Raw genomic sequence first — 14,783 nt, forward strand, 5'->3', positions numbered from 1 at the left:
GAGTGCCTACCAAGGCATGCGGCGAAGGGGGCATCAGGTACCGGGTTATAGTTCCATATGAAGACAGCCATATCGCTTCCGGACGAGACGTTCGATCGTGTCGTTCAGCGAGCGAGTGACCTGGGCATGAGTCGATCCGAGTTCTTTACTCGAGCCGCACAATCGCTGACTGGACAGATCGATAGTGCACTAGTGCATCTGCAAGGCGACGACGAAGCGGAGGCTGCCGCGGTGGCGGTGGGCCACCGCGTACTCGACGCCGTGGACGATGAGTGGTGATCAGCGGCGCTGCTATCTACTGAGCCGATCCAGAAACGCCGGCCCGCAGCCCAATAACCTTGCGCTGCACCAATATTCGTCACAGTGACGTTTTGGCGACGATGGGCGAGTCGGGGGAAGTGCGCCCCCTGGTTGGTATGGATACGTAACGACCTGCTGGCACTGCCATTCGATCGGTAAAGCTTGACGTACTCGAGGCGCGGCGCCGCTAGGCCGCACGGACTGACGGGCGGGGGTCGGGATCCGTTCGGGTGACATCGGGAAAGTGCCAGCGGCCCATCGCAATTCGTCACCGTGACAAATTAGTGCCGATCTCGCCTGTAGGTGTGGGTGGGGCGAACGAGTGGCCCCGTTTTGCGTGCGAGTGCCTCGCCCAGTGAACACGTCGCTCTCATTGCCGGTTCCCGGGGTGGCGCGACGGGCGCCCAGTTGGGTTCCGACGGGCTGTACGCCGGTGGAGCAGAGGTGGCGGGCGTCGGCTCATATCATCACCGTCGCCGAGAGTGGCATGAACTCGGCATTAGTCATTTACCGATAAGCGACATTATGTTAGGTAAACTTTCTCCGGTTTCGTCAGATGAATCAGACCTGCCCCCGACTGCGCGTCTCATGGGCGGGGACTTGGGCAAAAGGTCTATGGTCTCTTCAGATATCGAGGCTTGTCCGACGCTCATAGATCGAGGACGATGCGCAGTGCCGCATCAACGCGGCGCATCTCATCGAAGCTTAGGAACCCGACGCCCTTGCCGAGTCGGCCCGGGTCGACTGCGGCGGCCTGTTCGGCAAGCACGCGGGTGTTCACGCCGCCGATTTCAACTTCGGGACGAAAACTGGCGGCACGAGCCGACGTGGATGTTGGTGCAATCAGCCACGTCGACAGCGGCAGTTGATCTGACTGGATTACTACGGCGTAGCGGGAACGGGACTGCTCGTGACCGCGACTCCCCCGCGGGGCACGCAACTGAAAGACCTCACCACGCACGCAACGTCTCCATATCGCGCAGCACCTGCATAGCCTCAGCGCGGTCGGACTCGTCTTCAGCAAGCCTTTCCGCCTCGGCACGAATCGCCGCGCCGGCCTTCCGTCGTGCGGCATCGATAAGAGCAGATCGAACGGCTACGGACACGGCGGTTCCGTCTTTGGTCAAGACCTCCAGCGCCTTTGATGTGTCTTCGTCGGGCCTGAAGGTGATCGTGTCAGCCATCGCAACAGTGTACGACGTTTTGTAAGACGACCGCTGGATCCACATGGGCGTTTTTTGACCCAGCAGCGGCAACTCCAGCAGCGCCTGTCCACCGACAACCGGTGTGGCCGGTAGCAAACAGAACATGCGCGTCTGGGTCGTCTCGGCCATTGCTCTCAGACTCCAGGTCCTGCCCAGCGCTCGCGTCGCCGCTCGATTCGGGTGGAATACGGCCGACTCGAATAAGGCGGGTTACCCGTAATCGTTGTCGGTGACGTCCGGCAGCTCGACCCTGCCGGCGCGTTCATCCCCTTGGCCGCTGTGGGGCCGCGGCGGCTTTGCGCCAGGCACGAATTGCTGGCTTGTTGCCGTCGCTGTCGGTCAGAGTGGATGGGTGAAGCGTTCGGTTGCGCGCAACACCTATGACCGCGTTGGTGTAAGTTATGCGCGCTTTCGCAACCCCGATTCTCGGATCGCAGCCAGGATCTCGTCGGCTCTCGGCGATGCTTCGAACGTGGTGAACGTCGGCGCCGGGACGGGTTCCTATGAGCCCATCGATCGCGTCGTCCTTGCGGTCGAGCCCTCCGGGGTGATGGTCAAGCAGCGGGCTCCAGATGCGGCGCCATGCATCCGGGCCGCCGCTGAACGACTACCGCTTTGCGACCAGGCCTTCGATGCGGCGATGGCCGTCTTGACGATCCACCACTGGTCCGATCCCCTCGCAGGGTTGCGCGAACTTGTCCGCGTCGCTCGGCGCATCGTCATCTTTGCCTACGAGCCGGCCGTCCACAGCGCGTTCTGGCTTTGGCAGGAGTACTTCCCCGCCGCTGCAAGTGTGTCGGCGGCCTCGGAACTACCTATCGCCGAAGTAGCCGAAGTGATTGGCGCCGACCGGATCGAGACGGTTCTGGTGCCGCATGATTGCTCGGACGGCTTTGGCCCGGCCTATTGGCGCCGACCTGCCGCGTATCTTGACCCCGGCGTGCGGCGCTGCATATCAGGCCTAGCACGGCTCCCGGCAAAGGATCTTGATCCTGGGCTCAAGCGGCTACGCGAGGACCTCGATACGGGTGCTTGGGAGATTCGCCATCGCGATCTGAATAGTCTCGAGGCCGTCGACGCCGGACTCCGGCTCGTCGTGGCGGGGCAATAATCAACGGAATCAGGCTGCCCTGTCTTCGCCGTGCAGCGTTTCCGTCTCGGTGGTTGTCGCGTCCCCGAATAGCGGGCGCTGCAAAGCGATTGGGTCACCTGTGCGCGCCTTACAGCCCGGATGGTACGACCTTGCCGTTTACCGTCACCTGGACCTGGTCGGTCTTCGGGTTGTACTCGATCTTGCCGTGCTCGAAGTTCGACACGAGCAGATCGCCGACCGCGTTTCCGTCGCTGATGGGTAGGCCCAGCGGACCTGCCGATCCGTTAGTGCCGGTGGTCGCAGGCGTACCGTCCGCGGCGCGCGGGACATTCCAGGCCTCTCGGATCTTGCCCAGGGTGATATAGGCGGGCGTGCCGGCTTTGGCGTTTTCGGCGGTGATCACGCCGCCCTGAAATTGCTGAAATACCACGCCGCTCTCCCGTGTCCCCGCGTTGCGGTCACCCGTCAGCGGCTTGCCGAGAGCCTTCTTTTGATCCTCGGTTGCCGACGAGTACTTGGCGGCGATCGGGCCGGTCAGAGTCACCTCGACGTCGCTCTCCCCGATGAGCTTCACCTCGGGCGGCCGCGCCGGGGATGGAGACGTGGAGGTGGCACTCACCCCGGCCTGAGGCGGTGCCGACGCGTGGACGCTCTTGCCATTGCTGCAGCCCACCGCGATCAGCGCGACGGCGGCCAGGCCGACGACTGCTGCGTGGTGGGATCCGATCGCTTTCATGGGCTTCCTCTCGCGAGTGGCGCGGTCTGTGGCGGTCCTCGTAGCTCCGAACGAACTTACGCCGCGGTCGTAGACGGTGAGTCCGGCACGGCGCGAGATTCATGAAACGACAAACGCGCAAGCGAAGATCAGGTTTGAAATTCCGTGCTGTGGATAGACCTCACCGGGTAATTAGCTGCCACCTTTGACAGCCGGCACCTCACGAAGGGAGCCCGACGTGGCCTTCTCACACCTTGCATCAAAAACAACGGCAATAACAGCCGTATTGGCCGGGGTCGGACTTTTCGCGCCCGCACCGGCATTCGCCGCTCCGCAAGTGCTGCAATTCGGCCAGATGGCCGAGATTTCCAGCATGGGCGGCACCATCGACTGCACCGTGAACAACCTGCAGCCCAGCGGCCACAACGACGGCATCTGGTACTCCGACGTCACCGCCAAAGGTGTGAGCGGTAATGCAACCCCGAACATTGCCGACTTCAATGCCCGCGCCGTCAACAGCTCCACGTTCGCGGTGATGAAGGGCAACCAGACCGACGGGCTTCCTGAGGGGCCACTTCCCTTAGGCAATCCTGTTACGGGGCGCATTTACTTCGACGTTCGCAGCGGTACGAACCCCGACAGTGTCGTCTACCGGGACGCCGGGGGCACGGACAAGGTCGTCTGGAAAGGCTAGCGACTCGGATTTACCGCAAAATTTCTAACACGCTTCACACCAACGGATTTCGATGCCCAGCGGGTGGTGCAAGGTGCGCCGCTCCCCCGCTGGGGGATTCGTGACAGGAACCCGTTTGGGGCCGAATCGCTATGTGATCGAGCCGAAGTGCGCAAACACCTTTACGTGCAAGGAAATTGCCGGTTAAGCACGCAGTTCGACGGCGGCGAGTAGGTACCGGTGAGCCCGCCTCGGATGCCGCCTGTGGCTGTGCCGCCCGGTGCGATGACGCGATTCCAATTCGCGGGGGTCAGAACGTAGTGTGTGCCCGATTGGGTGACGGTGCTATTCCAGGTGTGCAGGACGGATTGTCCCGCCGGCATGTCGAAGTCAATCCGCCAATCGCTGAGCGGTGCGATGCTCGCGTTGGTGATGGTGAAGCGGGCGATGAAGCCGGTCTGCCACGTATGTTCCACCGTGAACGTCGCCGTGGCCGCGGCCGCATGAGCTACGGGGGTGGCGATGAGTCCGGGGATGGCAACCATCAATGCCGATACGATCACGTGAAGCGCTGTGCGCCAGCGTTTCACGCCGTTGTGCAGTGCTGCCATAGCGGCCAACATTAAGGCCAGGCAGGCGATATAAGCCCGCGCGTCGCGGGTAAGCTGCCGTACCTTTGCTCAACCGAAACCGTTATGAAACCTTAGCCAACACAACGCCGTCAGGGTCCCAGGTCAGAGCCATGGCCCAGAGGTTGAAGGTCTACCGCCGATTTCAATGGATGCGGGCGCGATGAGCCAGGTCGACAACGGCAAATGACGCTGCATTGAGCGCGACGGGCTTTCCTGCTCGGTGCATTTGATGCGGCGGGCTGCTGTAGCGTGACGGCGGTGAAATTCTCCCGGGTGAATTCCTCCATCGCGCTCGCGGCCTGTGTCGCGGCAACCGTCCTGACGCTCGCCGGAACGGGCACCGCAACCGCGGCCGGCTCCTGCCCCACCGCGGCGCCTCCGAATGGCGGCACTCCAGACTGGACGCTGGCCGGGAGCACCGGCAGCGTCGCGGTCACCGGCTCCACTGATACGACCGCTCCGCGCGTGAGCGTGACGGCGCCGTTTGCCGTCGTTCAGACTCAGGTTCATACGCTGCACGCCGGTGACGGACCGGTGGTCTCGTCCACCGCCCGGGTTTCCGTCTGCTACATGGGCGTCAACGGACGTGATGGGTCCGTCTTCGACAGCAGCTACGAACGGGGCGCGCCGGTTGACTTCCCGCTCACCGGAGTCGTACCGGGCTTTCAGAAGGCCATCGCGGGACAAAAGGTCGGGTCCACGGTCGCGGTCGCGATGGTCCCCGCCGACGGCTACCCCAACGGCCAGCCCAGCGCCGGAATCCGGCCCGGCGACTCGCTCATCTTCGCGATCAAGATCCTCAGCGCTACGGGCTGAGCTGCGAACGCTCCAGCGCGGCGGCGACGATGGGCTTGGCCCAAGCCGGTGTGGCGGTCAAATCCTCCGGCGCGACGATGCGGCCGCGCTCCATGTGCAACACCAAGACCGGCTTCGGTGCCTGCCCGGCGGCGGGGTCGCCGGTCGCGGAGTTGTCATAGACCCGCAGCCCGGTGAGCACCGGTAGCAACGCCACGAGATTGATCAGGCTGTGGCGGCAGCGACGGCGGATGTCGGCTTCGGGGATGTCATGCCCCCCGGCGCGGACCCGTTGTCGCACCCGCTCGATATGGGCGTCGGCGCTGTCGAGCCCGACGTAGAAGACGCGGACCTCGATGCCTCGCTTGGCCGCCTCGGCCAGCATTGCCGGCATGGTGTTGCCGCCGAGCGTGGTCTCGACGGTGAAATCGAGGCCTTCGTCGATCGCCCGTTGCAGAAGCCTTCGGCCCTGCTCCCATGCCGCCGCGTTGGCCTCGGTCTGGCCCAGTCCGGGATTGGCCGCCCTGATCTCGCGCGCGGCCTCGTCGGGGTTGTAGTACTCGCCGCCCTTGGCGCGGATCGTCGCGCCGACGATGCTGCTCTTGCCGGCGCCGTTGACGCCCGCCAATACGTGTATCTGCGGCGGCATCGTCGTGGAGCGGGTGGATCAGCGTCGCGCCGCGGTGGGCGCCGCCTTCACCGCGGCGGCGCCCAGTTCCTCCGGTGTGGCGTCGAACGCCGCGGCCACCCCGGCCTTGGCCTTGCGCGTCTGCATGGTCGCCAGCAGCTTGTCGAAGCGCTCACTGAGCTCGTCGAGCGCCGGCGTGGCCGACGCGGTCAGAGCCTCGAATTCCGAATACGACAGCAGCACCGCCCTGGGGGTGTCGTGCTTGGTGATCACCACCGCCCCGCTGACCGCGGCCTGGTCGAAGACCTTGCCGAACTCGTTTTTGAAGCGGCTGGCGGTCACCGTGGGCACATCGACGAGCTTGCCGTCGCGGTCACGGAACAAGACGGTGGTCATGGCGCTCCCCTCGTTCGTCTGCAGACCTCCAAGTCTAGCTGTTTCGTCTATTTTGTACCAATTGGACATTTTGGCTCATCGCTACTGGAAGGAGCGTGAGCTTGGCCGACGATGACGTGGCAGCCTTCGGCGATCAACATGCCGAGGCGTGGGGCACACGCCGAACTACATGGGACCGGGCAACTCACCCAACGCCGAAAGTTCGGCATGGACGGGCCCGATGGCTGCCCGGTATTCATCTTCGCTGAGGGACTTCGCGTAGTAGCGATCCGTGCGCAGCTGATATTGCTGATCCCGCAGTTGACGGATGCGGTCGAGCCTGGCGATGTCCTGGGTGGAGAACTTCATCTGCTCGACGCTGATGTGGCCGGCCATGACTTGCTCGATCGGTGAAAGCCGATAGCCGCAGCCGGTGAGGAATTCGAAGTACGGCTTGCAATATGGACGACCCTGCGCATCCCAGCTGCCGCGGTCGATGTTCCATTCGAACGCCGCGAGCACCATCGCGAGGGTCACCACGGCGGGCCGCCGGTCGGTGTCGACTATCGCTTCGATGTCTTTGAATCCGGCGTCGTCGTTGGTCAGCAGCTGCGCGGCGACGTGCATGCTGGCGGGACAGTGCAGGTCGGTCAAGAAGTGGAAATTGCGGGCGATAAAGGCATCGGAGCCCGGTGGCGGCGCGGCTGCGGAAACGATGTTGGCGCGAATCCAATCCCGCCGCGCTGCTGCGACATCGGCGGCGCGGCGATCCAATTCGTTTACCAGTACCCAATCGGTCTTGGCCTGTGCCGCGGCTTCGGATTCCAATTTGGTCGGCCGAGCCCCGGTGTACGTGGGTCCGCCTGTCACCTCGCTCAGCGCGAGCGGGCGCCCCATGTCCCAAGTCATATAGCGGGCGTACACGTCAAGGTCTGGGACCTTCGCCCGGCGGGCCAGATCGCCCAATGTCGTCTCACCGTTCACCAATCTGCAAATGTGAGGCTCTTGCCTGAGGTCGTCGCGCGAGTAGACGATGCCGAGCTCGCGACGGCTGATTTGATCGTCCGTATTGACGTCGACGAACCACCCGACCGGCCCGGCTACCCCGGGAACGTAGCCCCGGGCAATCTCCACCAAAAGGTCATCGACCGTGGCTGAGCCGGGGAAGATCCAGAAAACTCGGTGTGACTCGGTGTCGTCGCCCATGGCAACGCTGTTGCGATCCAGCGTCACCTTCACCGTTTCTGTCATGGTGGTCATTGTCCCGCAACCCAGACCCGGTCGACACGGCCCGGGACCGTTGCCCGGAGTGAATCGCGCGACGCTGCAGCGGCGTGTCGCGTCCTGAAATTCACACTCGGCGGAGGGAAGGGGAGAAACCCTACGTTTCCCGGGTGTATTGCCGCGCGGCTTGGGTGCGGTTGGCGACACCGAGCTTGGTCAGGATCGAGCTGACGTGGTGCCCAACGGTTTTGGGGCTGATCGACAGTTGGGTGGCGATCTCGGCGTCGCTGTGGCCGTCGGCGATGAGGTCGAGCACCTCACGTTCGCGGCGGCTCAACCCGTTTGGGTCGGCGCGAAGGTCTCCCGGCCGGCTGCGCCGGGTCGGCCCGCGCAATTCCCCCAGCCGCTGCTGGGCCCGGCGTGCGGCGGCCCGCGCCCCGAGGCGGCGGAAGGTGGCCAGCGCCGACTCCACCGCCGCAATGTCACCGCCGAGTTGGGCGATGGCCGCCTCGTAGGGGCAGCCACGGCGCGCCCAGGCATCGGCCGCGCCCTGCCAGTCGCCGCTGACCTCGAGATGGAAGGGCGTGATCGGGCCGTCGGCGTCGGCGGTCGCGCCGGATCCCCCCGAAAGGTGGACCCACCGGCGCAGCTGCCAGATCAGCCAGGGGTCCCCGGCGGGACCGGTAGCGTCCAGTCCGCGCTGCGCCAGGGAGTGTGCGGCGTCGTCATCGCCGGCCAGCCAGGCGGACTCGGCGCGCGCCGCCCAGACGGACATGATGCGCTCGTGGTCGGAGGCGACGGCGACCTCGTCGAGCAGCGAGGTAACGGATTGTCCGGAGCGACGGGCTCGGATGAGGGCGAGGGCAAGGCGCGCCGGCAGCTGATTGACCGCCACCACCGCCGGACGAGCGAGCAGCTCCAAAGCGGTCGAGGCGGCCCGGTCCCAGTCGCCCCGATGGGTGCCGACGAGCACGCCGGCACCCAGGATGTTGGCCTCGTACTGGAACATGTTGCGGTCCCGGCAATATGGCATCGTCTCCGCGACGTAGCGTTCGGCCCGATCCAGGTCGAAGTGCTGCGCGGCGAACACGGCCAGGTTGGAGCCGAGCAGGCCGGCGTCCTCGCCGGGGCCGTCGCCGGCCATCGCGGCGTGCCACGCCGCTTCGGCCTCTTCCCACCCGGTGTCGCTGCGCAGCACCCGGGTCAGGGCCGCGAACCCGCGCGCCCGGTTGACGACGGCGTCGTCACCGATTTGGGTGCCGACCGTAATCGCCTGGGCGGCATAGTCGGCCGCGGCCGGATCGAAACCCCACGTGCTCACCTCGGTCATGTTCACCAGGGACCACGCCAGCTGTGGGCATGGGCCGGCGTCGCGCACCACCTGCAGCGCCGCCTTGGCCGTGTCAACGGCCGCGCCCGTTTTGCCTGTCCCCCACAGCTGGTGTGACAGCCAGCGCAGATCGTCGCTTTCTCCCAGCGTGTCGCCCAACGCGCGGCGCAGTGTGATCGCCTCGCTCCACGACGACACCGACGCCGCCCCGGCCCCGCAGCAGTACGACGCGTACGCGTGGCCCTCGAGCCAGAGCACCTTCTGATCGTCGGGGGCGTTATCGGCGTGACGCAGCGTGAGCGCGTACAGGTCGGCGGCCTGGCCGTGCGCACCCAAGCGCGCGGCCCGCTCGGCGGCGGCGGCCCCGTAACGCAACGCCGCCTCCCCATCGCCGGCCATGTCAGCGTGAAAAGCCAGCGCGGACAACGCATCCGGGTCGACCTGCGGCTCGGACAGCCCAGCCAGGGCGCGACGGTGCAGGGCCTTGCGCTGATGTTGAGGGACCTGTTCGAGCGTCGCGCGCCGGGCCAGTTCGTGACGAAACCCGATCGTGTCACCGTCGGTCACCAGAATTCCGGCGTCGAGGCATTCGCCCAGCCCCGCTCGTGCCGCCGGGCAAATCTTGCGTACCAGCGCGGGGTCTGCGTGCGGGCCGCAGACCGCCGCGGCGTGCGCGGTCTCGCGCGCGGACGGCGACAGGCTCGCCAGCCGCCCCCATACCGCCTCGGAAACGCTGCGCGGCAACCTATTTGAGAGCGCCGCGACACCGCCGGCCAAGACCTCGGTGACAAAGAACGGGTTGCCGTCGGTGAGATCATGCAACTGGTCGGCGTTGATGCCGCTGCCCGCGGCCAGCGCAGCGACCGCTTCGCGGCTCAGCGGTTGCAGTCCGATGCGGGCCACGCCCGCGCAGGTCGCCACGTCGCCCAGGGCGACGGCCAGCGGGTGCTCCCGGTCGAGCTGATCGTCGCGGTACGACACGACCAGCAAAAGGGGCAGCGAATCGACACGCCGCGCCAAAAAGCGCAACAGGTCCAGGGTCGCACCGTCGGCCCAATGCGCGTCCTCGATCACCCACACCCAGCGGTGCCCGTCGCGCAGGACCGCCAGCAGCCGCCGATACAGCGTCCCGGTGTCGCCCGATTCGATCGCTGAACCCAGCGCGTCGGCCGCCGCGGGACCGACCCCGGTTAGCGCGTCGAGCAGCGGACCCAATGGGCGCGGCGCCGCCAACGGGTCACACCACCCCCGCAGCACGCAGAATCCGTCGTCGAGGCCGGCGGTGAACCGGCCGATCACCGCGGTCTTGCCGACCCCGGCCTCCCCTCGGAGCAACACGAGCCGGCCGGCACCGCGCCGGGCCGCGCCCGCCAGCGTGCCGAGCTCGGCCAGTATCGCCTCGCGCTCGAGCAAGCGCTCCAAAGCTGCCTGCCTCGTCTTGACCAGCCATGACTGGTGCCTCCGGCACAGCCACAGCAACCGCACATCAGGGACATGATGCGGGAGATACTGTAGTCGGAACCGCGAGTCCCCGCCGGGTAACTCGTCTCGACCGTTCTCGCCGAAAGTGAATTGCGCGGTTGTCGCGTCGTGAATCTCGCTCTCGGCGTGCGGTTTACGCGGGGCGCCGGGTGCGGTGCAACAATGGTCGGCATGACGGAGCCGAGCATCTGGATGCAAAAAGTCGCGGCCGATCCCGGGCATTCGCACTGGTACGTGGAGCGCTTCCGTTCCATGGCCCGCGCCGGGGAGGACTTAGCCGGCGAGGCTCGCCTGGTGGACGCGATGGCGCCGCGCGGCGCCCGCATCCTCGACGCCGGCTGCGGCCCCGGCCGGCTGGGCGCGTACCTGACATCGGCCGGGCACGACGTCGTCGGTGTCGACGTGGACCCGGTGCTCATCGAGGCGGCCGAGCACGACCATCCCGGACCGCGCTGGCTGGTCGGCGACCTGGCGGAGCTCGACCTGCCCGCGCGCGGCATCCCCGAGCCGTTCGACGTCATCATGTCGGCCGGCAACGTCATGGCATTTCTGGCCCACAGCACCCGCGTGCGGGTGCTGACCCGGCTGCGCGCCCACCTCGCCGACGACGGTCGGGCGGTGATCGGCTTCGGCGCCGGTCGCGACTACGAGTTCGGCGAGTTCCTCGACGACACCGCCGAAGCCGGGTTCACCCCGGACCTGTTGCTCTCCACCTGGGATCTGCGACCGTTCACCGAGGACTCCGACTTTCTGGTCGCCATCCTTCGCTGAGCCGGTACGACGGGGGTTAGCCGCCCGGCACCAACGGCGGCCGGCACACGTTGGCGGCCGGGTCCCACCACCAGCCGTTGTCACACGCCAACGGTTGTGGCCCGACGCCCAACGGCCGGCACACGTTGGCCGTCGGGTCCCACCACTGGCCCGGGTCGCAGTTCAGCGGTTGTGGCCCGACGCCGAGCGGTCGGCAGACCTTGCCGGTCGGGTCCCACCACTCGCCGTCCCCGCAGTCGGCCGAGCTGACCGCCGGCATCGCGATCGTCACGGCGGCCATCGAGACGAACACCGTCCCGACGACGGCAACAAGATGGCGAACGAACGTCCTCATTGTGGGCCTCCCCTGGTCGTGTATGAATCATCGAACCGAGCCGGGGCGGGCAGGTCAAGCAAAAGTCGTCCAGGACCATTCGCCGCGCGTGAAGCCACGGCGAAATTTCGCGACTTTTTTCGCCGTAGTTACACGTTCGGCGCGGAGGCGGAGGACCGCCGCGCCGGCGCATCCCGACGGACCGATGAATTTCGGGCGCGCCAATGGTCATACCTTCCGGAACGGACAAACCGAGTGAAAGGTGGAGTGCCATGGCCTTGGCCGAAGAAGCCCTGCCGCCCGTCGTCGATCACGAAACCTGGCGCGCCGCCCTCGACGAACTGCGTAAGCGCGAGAAGGCCGCGACCCGCGAGCTGGATGCGATCGCCGCCCGGCGGCGGCGCCTGCCGATGGTCGAGGTGCCCGACTACACCCTGATCGGCGCCGACGGCCCCGTCCGCCTGGTCGACGTGTTCGGCGGCCGCGCGCAGCTGATCGTCTACCACCACATGTGGTCCGACGGCGCGGAGTGGCAGTGCGGCGGGTGCACAGGCTTCACGTCGCAATTCACCCGGCTGGAGTTCCTCGATAACTACGACGCGCGCTTCGTCGTTGTCACCAACGGACCGATCGACGAGGCCCTCGCCTACAAGCAGAAGGTCGGCAACCGGATGGACTGGTACTCGTCGTCGGCGAGCTCCTTCGGCGCCGACATGGACGCACCGCCCGGCGGGGGCTTCGGCGTCAACGTGTTCCTGCGCGACGGCGACACCGTGTACCGCACATGGCACACGAACGGACGCGGCACCGAACAGCTCAGCCACTCCTTCGGACTGATCGACGTCCTGCCCTGGGGCCGCCAGGAAGACTGGCTCGACTCGCCCGATGGCTGGCCGTCTCGCCCCACCTACTCGGGCTGGCTCGACTCCCCCGACATCGCCGCCGCCTACGGACCCAAGGAGCACGCATGACCACCGAACGCTACGTCGCCACCCGCACCATCGCCGCCGGCGCCGGCGAGATCTTCGCCGTCCTCGCCGACCCCGTCCGCCACCAGAACACCGAACCCACCGATTGGGTCCGCGACGCGGTGGACACCGCACCAATCACCAACGCGGGGCAGGTATTCGCGATGAACATGTACCTCCCGCAGGCCGGCGGTGACTACGTCACCTACAACCTGGTCAACGTGTTCGACAAGGACCGCGCGATCGGGTGGATGCCGGGCATGCTCGACGACGCCGGCAACCACAGCCCCGGCGGCTGGTTCTGGCGCTACGACCTGACCCCGAACGGCGATGGCACCGAAGTCACCCTCACCTACGACTGGAGCGGCACGCCGCAGGACTTTCGCGACCGGATCGGCGGGATGCCCGCCTTCGGTGACGACTACGTCGCCGAATCGCTTGCGAGCTTGGAGCGATCGGTGACCTGACCCACCACCCGGTGCTGCCCGGAATGCCGGGCGTTTTCCCTGCCCGCCCTGACGATCTCCCGGAGCGTCGAGATCGCCCGGTCCGGTCTGTCACGCAGCGTACGCAGAGCGGAACGAGCGATCCTGCGCGACGTGAACAGCTGCGACGGGCGGATCATATGGTTGAGCACACCGAACAGCAGCTGGGTGGCCTTGGGGTCGGCCGCGATGTCCTTCATCACGCGGGTATTGAACGGCGTCGTAGCGCCGGACGCGCCGAAATTCGCGGCAAACCAATGCATTTCGTAGGCATCGTCGTCGCGCCAGTGCCACCAGCGTCGCGTGGCCTCGTCCGGGTGAGCGTTGCCCAGCCCCTCCTCGATGGAACGGGCCAGCGAATCGGCCTGACGGAACGCGTCGCTGATGCCTTGTCCCGGTGCCGGATCCTTGAAGTGCCCGGCGTCGCCGGCCAGGACCCAGCCGGGACCGGCGGCCTCCCGGAAGTACCCGTGCCAGTTGGTCAGGACCCGGATCGGGCCGACGCGCCGCCCGTCCCCGATCGCCTCGGCCAGTTCGGGCCACGACCGCAGGCCGGCGGTGAAGTTGGCGTCGCGATTGGCATGGAACTCGGCCTGTTTCGCCATATCGATCGCGATGGCGGCCATGTAGAGGTCACCGTCGGTCGGGCCGGCGAGGAAGCCCACGTCCCCGCGGCGGCCCAGCCGCGCGTGGCCTTCCCGATCGTGCACGTGCTCGAAATAGCCCCAGGCGAACATCTTTCCGGGCGGCGCGACGTGATATTCGCGGGCGCCGACGAGCGCGGCGACCGTCGAGTGGCGGCCATCCGCGCCGACCACCAACCGGCCCTCGATGCGGCCGGCGGCCGTGTCGACCCCGGTGACGCGACCGCCTTCGCTGACCAGGCCCGTGACGCGCAATCCGGTGCGCACGTCGGCGCCCGCGGCGGCCGCCGCGTCGACGAGCAGCGCGTCCAGCGTCACCCGCCGCACGCACAGGCTCGGCTGGATCATGTCCGCGGGATCGATCGTCGCATCGATGCGAACCGCGTCGTCGACCACCAGCGTCATGCGATTGAGCGGGACCGCGCCGGCGGCCAGGACCGCGTCGCGCACGCCCAGCTGATCCAGCAACTGGACCCCCGACGGCTGAATGATGTGTGTCGACGGCGTCTCCGACGGAAACTTCGCGCGATCGACGAGACAGACGCTCAGGCCCCGTCGCGCGAGCGTCGCGGCCAGCGGCGAGCCGGCGCACCGCGCGCCGACGATCACCACATCGAAGGGCATGACAGGCGACGCTACACGATGATTAAGAAAATCGTAAGATCCTCTTAGGTTTCGTTTAAGAAGGTGTGCTTACCCCGTGAGCGGGGCGAACATGTGCGCCGGGTCGATGCCGAGTTGCTGGGCGACATGGCTGGTGTCCCAATATTCGCGCCAATGAGTGATCGCGCCGTCGCGCACTTCGAAAAATGCCGTGACGTGAAACGTGACCGCGACGCCATTCATCGCGTTCACGTCGACCCGTTCGACGACCACCGTGTCCCCGCTCGACACAATCGTGCGGATTTCACTGCCGTCGATCATTCCGGTCGACAGGCCGTTGTGCTTTTCGAGCTCCGCGCGTGCCGCGTCGCGCCCGGCCACCACCGGCGACAGCGGGACGTGGAGCTGCCAGACAAAGTCCTCGGCCATCAGTGCGGTCATCGCGTCGACGTCCATGTGTTCGCCGTAGGCGGCGTGGATGAAGTCGAGCACCAGCTGTTCGTTTTCGTTGCTCGCAACGGATTGGGGCATGTCGATTCCTTCGATA

18 protein-coding genes are annotated in these 14,783 nt (G+C 66.5%); 7 read left to right on the top strand and 11 right to left on the bottom strand.

The genetic code is table 11. The annotated features are described in order from the left end of the window. Positions 1 to 57: 57 nt before the first annotated feature. The gene (locus AC5Y43_RS06990; RefSeq protein WP_499970712.1) at positions 58 to 279 is read left to right on the top strand and encodes a ribbon-helix-helix protein, CopG family; all 222 of its coding nucleotides are present in this window, start codon (positions 58 to 60) and stop codon (positions 277 to 279) included. A 670-nt stretch (positions 280 to 949) separates the two neighbouring features. Here AC5Y43_RS06990 and AC5Y43_RS06995 read toward each other — a convergent pair. Continuing rightward, positions 950 to 1,261: a type II toxin-antitoxin system PemK/MazF family toxin gene (locus tag AC5Y43_RS06995; RefSeq protein WP_499970714.1), complete on the bottom strand. Its 312-nt coding sequence runs from the start codon at positions 1,259 to 1,261 to the stop codon at positions 950 to 952. After that, positions 1,251 to 1,484, bottom strand: coding sequence for a hypothetical protein (locus AC5Y43_RS07000; RefSeq protein WP_019971094.1), 234 nt, complete (start codon positions 1,482 to 1,484; stop codon positions 1,251 to 1,253). The genes AC5Y43_RS06995 and AC5Y43_RS07000 overlap by 11 nt, the downstream gene beginning before the upstream one ends. Before the next feature lie 373 nt (positions 1,485 to 1,857). Between AC5Y43_RS07000 and AC5Y43_RS07005 the strand changes: the two genes are divergently transcribed. Continuing rightward, complete coding sequence (locus tag AC5Y43_RS07005; protein WP_499970716.1) at positions 1,858 to 2,616, top strand: class I SAM-dependent methyltransferase; 759 nt, start codon at positions 1,858 to 1,860, stop codon at positions 2,614 to 2,616. A gap of 109 nt (positions 2,617 to 2,725) precedes the next feature. Here AC5Y43_RS07005 and AC5Y43_RS07010 read toward each other — a convergent pair whose 3' ends face one another. After that, complete coding sequence (locus AC5Y43_RS07010; RefSeq protein WP_499970718.1) at positions 2,726 to 3,334, bottom strand: LGFP repeat-containing protein; 609 nt, start codon at positions 3,332 to 3,334, stop codon at positions 2,726 to 2,728. A 253-nt stretch (positions 3,335 to 3,587) separates the two neighbouring features. Here AC5Y43_RS07010 and AC5Y43_RS07015 point away from each other — a divergent pair, with 253 nt between their 5' ends. Next, positions 3,588 to 4,007 (top strand): DUF1942 domain-containing protein, encoded by a 420-nt coding sequence (locus AC5Y43_RS07015; protein WP_499971519.1) that lies wholly within the window; start codon positions 3,588 to 3,590, stop codon positions 4,005 to 4,007. A 161-nt stretch (positions 4,008 to 4,168) separates the two neighbouring features. On the opposite strand, the gene AC5Y43_RS07020 is transcribed toward AC5Y43_RS07015, so the two are convergent. Beyond that, the gene (locus AC5Y43_RS07020) at positions 4,169 to 4,597 is read right to left on the bottom strand and encodes a cellulose-binding domain-containing protein (protein WP_499970721.1); all 429 of its coding nucleotides are present in this window, start codon (positions 4,595 to 4,597) and stop codon (positions 4,169 to 4,171) included. Positions 4,598 to 4,876: 279 nt separating this feature from the next. On the opposite strand from AC5Y43_RS07020, the gene AC5Y43_RS07025 reads away from it, so the two are divergent. Beyond that, a complete protein-coding gene (locus AC5Y43_RS07025; protein ID WP_499970723.1) occupies positions 4,877 to 5,434 on the top strand; it encodes an FKBP-type peptidyl-prolyl cis-trans isomerase in 558 nt (185 codons plus the stop codon). On the opposite strand, the gene AC5Y43_RS07030 is transcribed toward AC5Y43_RS07025, so the two are convergent. The 4 genes from AC5Y43_RS07030 to AC5Y43_RS07045 all read right to left on the bottom strand — a co-directional run bounded on the left by AC5Y43_RS07030 (position 5,424) and on the right by AC5Y43_RS07045 (position 10,392). Continuing rightward, a complete protein-coding gene (locus AC5Y43_RS07030) occupies positions 5,424 to 6,062 on the bottom strand; it encodes an ATPase (protein ID WP_499970725.1) in 639 nt (212 codons plus the stop codon). The genes AC5Y43_RS07025 and AC5Y43_RS07030 overlap by 11 nt on opposite strands. An 18-nt stretch (positions 6,063 to 6,080) precedes the next feature. Then, on the bottom strand, positions 6,081 to 6,437 hold the full coding sequence (locus AC5Y43_RS07035; protein WP_499970728.1) for a type II toxin-antitoxin system Phd/YefM family antitoxin: 357 nt from the start codon (positions 6,435 to 6,437) through the stop codon (positions 6,081 to 6,083). A gap of 165 nt (positions 6,438 to 6,602) precedes the next feature. Continuing rightward, entirely contained in the window at positions 6,603 to 7,667 is a 1,065-nt protein-coding gene (locus AC5Y43_RS07040) for a hypothetical protein (RefSeq protein WP_499970730.1), read from the bottom strand. A 130-nt stretch (positions 7,668 to 7,797) separates the two neighbouring features. Beyond that, the gene (locus AC5Y43_RS07045; RefSeq protein WP_499970732.1) at positions 7,798 to 10,392 is read right to left on the bottom strand and encodes a helix-turn-helix transcriptional regulator; all 2,595 of its coding nucleotides are present in this window, start codon (positions 10,390 to 10,392) and stop codon (positions 7,798 to 7,800) included. Between the two features lie 231 nt (positions 10,393 to 10,623). Between AC5Y43_RS07045 and AC5Y43_RS07050 the strand changes: the two genes are divergently transcribed. Next, entirely contained in the window at positions 10,624 to 11,223 is a 600-nt protein-coding gene (locus tag AC5Y43_RS07050; RefSeq protein ID WP_499970734.1) for a class I SAM-dependent methyltransferase, read from the top strand. Positions 11,224 to 11,239: 16 nt separating this feature from the next. Here the strand turns inward: AC5Y43_RS07050 and AC5Y43_RS07055 are convergent, their stop codons facing one another. Beyond that, positions 11,240 to 11,557: a hypothetical protein gene (locus AC5Y43_RS07055; protein WP_499970736.1), complete on the bottom strand. Its 318-nt coding sequence runs from the start codon at positions 11,555 to 11,557 to the stop codon at positions 11,240 to 11,242. A gap of 251 nt (positions 11,558 to 11,808) precedes the next feature. Here AC5Y43_RS07055 and AC5Y43_RS07060 point away from each other — a divergent pair, with 251 nt between their 5' ends. Then, on the top strand, positions 11,809 to 12,507 hold the full coding sequence (locus tag AC5Y43_RS07060) for a DUF899 domain-containing protein (protein ID WP_499970738.1): 699 nt from the start codon (positions 11,809 to 11,811) through the stop codon (positions 12,505 to 12,507). Then, positions 12,504 to 12,971: an SRPBCC family protein gene (locus AC5Y43_RS07065; RefSeq protein WP_499970740.1), complete on the top strand. Its 468-nt coding sequence runs from the start codon at positions 12,504 to 12,506 to the stop codon at positions 12,969 to 12,971. Before AC5Y43_RS07060 ends, AC5Y43_RS07065 begins: the two co-directional genes overlap by 4 nt. Here the strand turns inward: AC5Y43_RS07065 and AC5Y43_RS07070 are convergent. Together AC5Y43_RS07070 and AC5Y43_RS07075 are read right to left on the bottom strand one after the other, a co-directional pair. Next, positions 12,926 to 14,257: an FAD-dependent oxidoreductase gene (locus tag AC5Y43_RS07070; protein WP_499970742.1), complete on the bottom strand. Its 1,332-nt coding sequence runs from the start codon at positions 14,255 to 14,257 to the stop codon at positions 12,926 to 12,928. The genes AC5Y43_RS07065 and AC5Y43_RS07070 overlap by 46 nt on opposite strands. Positions 14,258 to 14,326: 69 nt before the next feature. Beyond that, positions 14,327 to 14,767: a nuclear transport factor 2 family protein gene (locus AC5Y43_RS07075; protein ID WP_499970744.1), complete on the bottom strand. Its 441-nt coding sequence runs from the start codon at positions 14,765 to 14,767 to the stop codon at positions 14,327 to 14,329. Positions 14,768 to 14,783: the final 16 nt, after the last annotated feature.

It is taken from the genome of Mycobacterium sp. NGS57, assembly GCF_059812405.1.

Coding starts and splice junctions, on each gene's coding strand:
- AC5Y43_RS07070 (WP_499970742.1), bottom strand. CDS start 14,257: ATGCCCTTCGATGTGGTGATCGTCGGCGCGCGGTGCGCCGGCTCGCCG.
- AC5Y43_RS07020 (WP_499970721.1), bottom strand. CDS start 4,597: ATGGCAGCACTGCACAACGGCGTGAAACGCTGGCGCACAGCGCTTCAC.
- AC5Y43_RS07040 (WP_499970730.1), bottom strand. CDS start 7,667: ATGACAGAAACGGTGAAGGTGACGCTGGATCGCAACAGCGTTGCCATG.
- AC5Y43_RS06990 (WP_499970712.1), top strand. CDS start 58: ATGAAGACAGCCATATCGCTTCCGGACGAGACGTTCGATCGTGTCGTT.
- AC5Y43_RS07030 (WP_499970725.1), bottom strand. CDS start 6,062: ATGCCGCCGCAGATACACGTATTGGCGGGCGTCAACGGCGCCGGCAAG.
- AC5Y43_RS07010 (WP_499970718.1), bottom strand. CDS start 3,334: ATGAAAGCGATCGGATCCCACCACGCAGCAGTCGTCGGCCTGGCCGCC.
- AC5Y43_RS07060 (WP_499970738.1), top strand. CDS start 11,809: ATGGCCTTGGCCGAAGAAGCCCTGCCGCCCGTCGTCGATCACGAAACC.
- AC5Y43_RS07065 (WP_499970740.1), top strand. CDS start 12,504: ATGACCACCGAACGCTACGTCGCCACCCGCACCATCGCCGCCGGCGCC.
- AC5Y43_RS07075 (WP_499970744.1), bottom strand. CDS start 14,767: ATGCCCCAATCCGTTGCGAGCAACGAAAACGAACAGCTGGTGCTCGAC.
- AC5Y43_RS07055 (WP_499970736.1), bottom strand. CDS start 11,557: ATGAGGACGTTCGTTCGCCATCTTGTTGCCGTCGTCGGGACGGTGTTC.
- AC5Y43_RS07035 (WP_499970728.1), bottom strand. CDS start 6,437: ATGACCACCGTCTTGTTCCGTGACCGCGACGGCAAGCTCGTCGATGTG.
- AC5Y43_RS07050 (WP_499970734.1), top strand. CDS start 10,624: ATGACGGAGCCGAGCATCTGGATGCAAAAAGTCGCGGCCGATCCCGGG.
- AC5Y43_RS07000 (WP_019971094.1), bottom strand. CDS start 1,484: ATGGCTGACACGATCACCTTCAGGCCCGACGAAGACACATCAAAGGCG.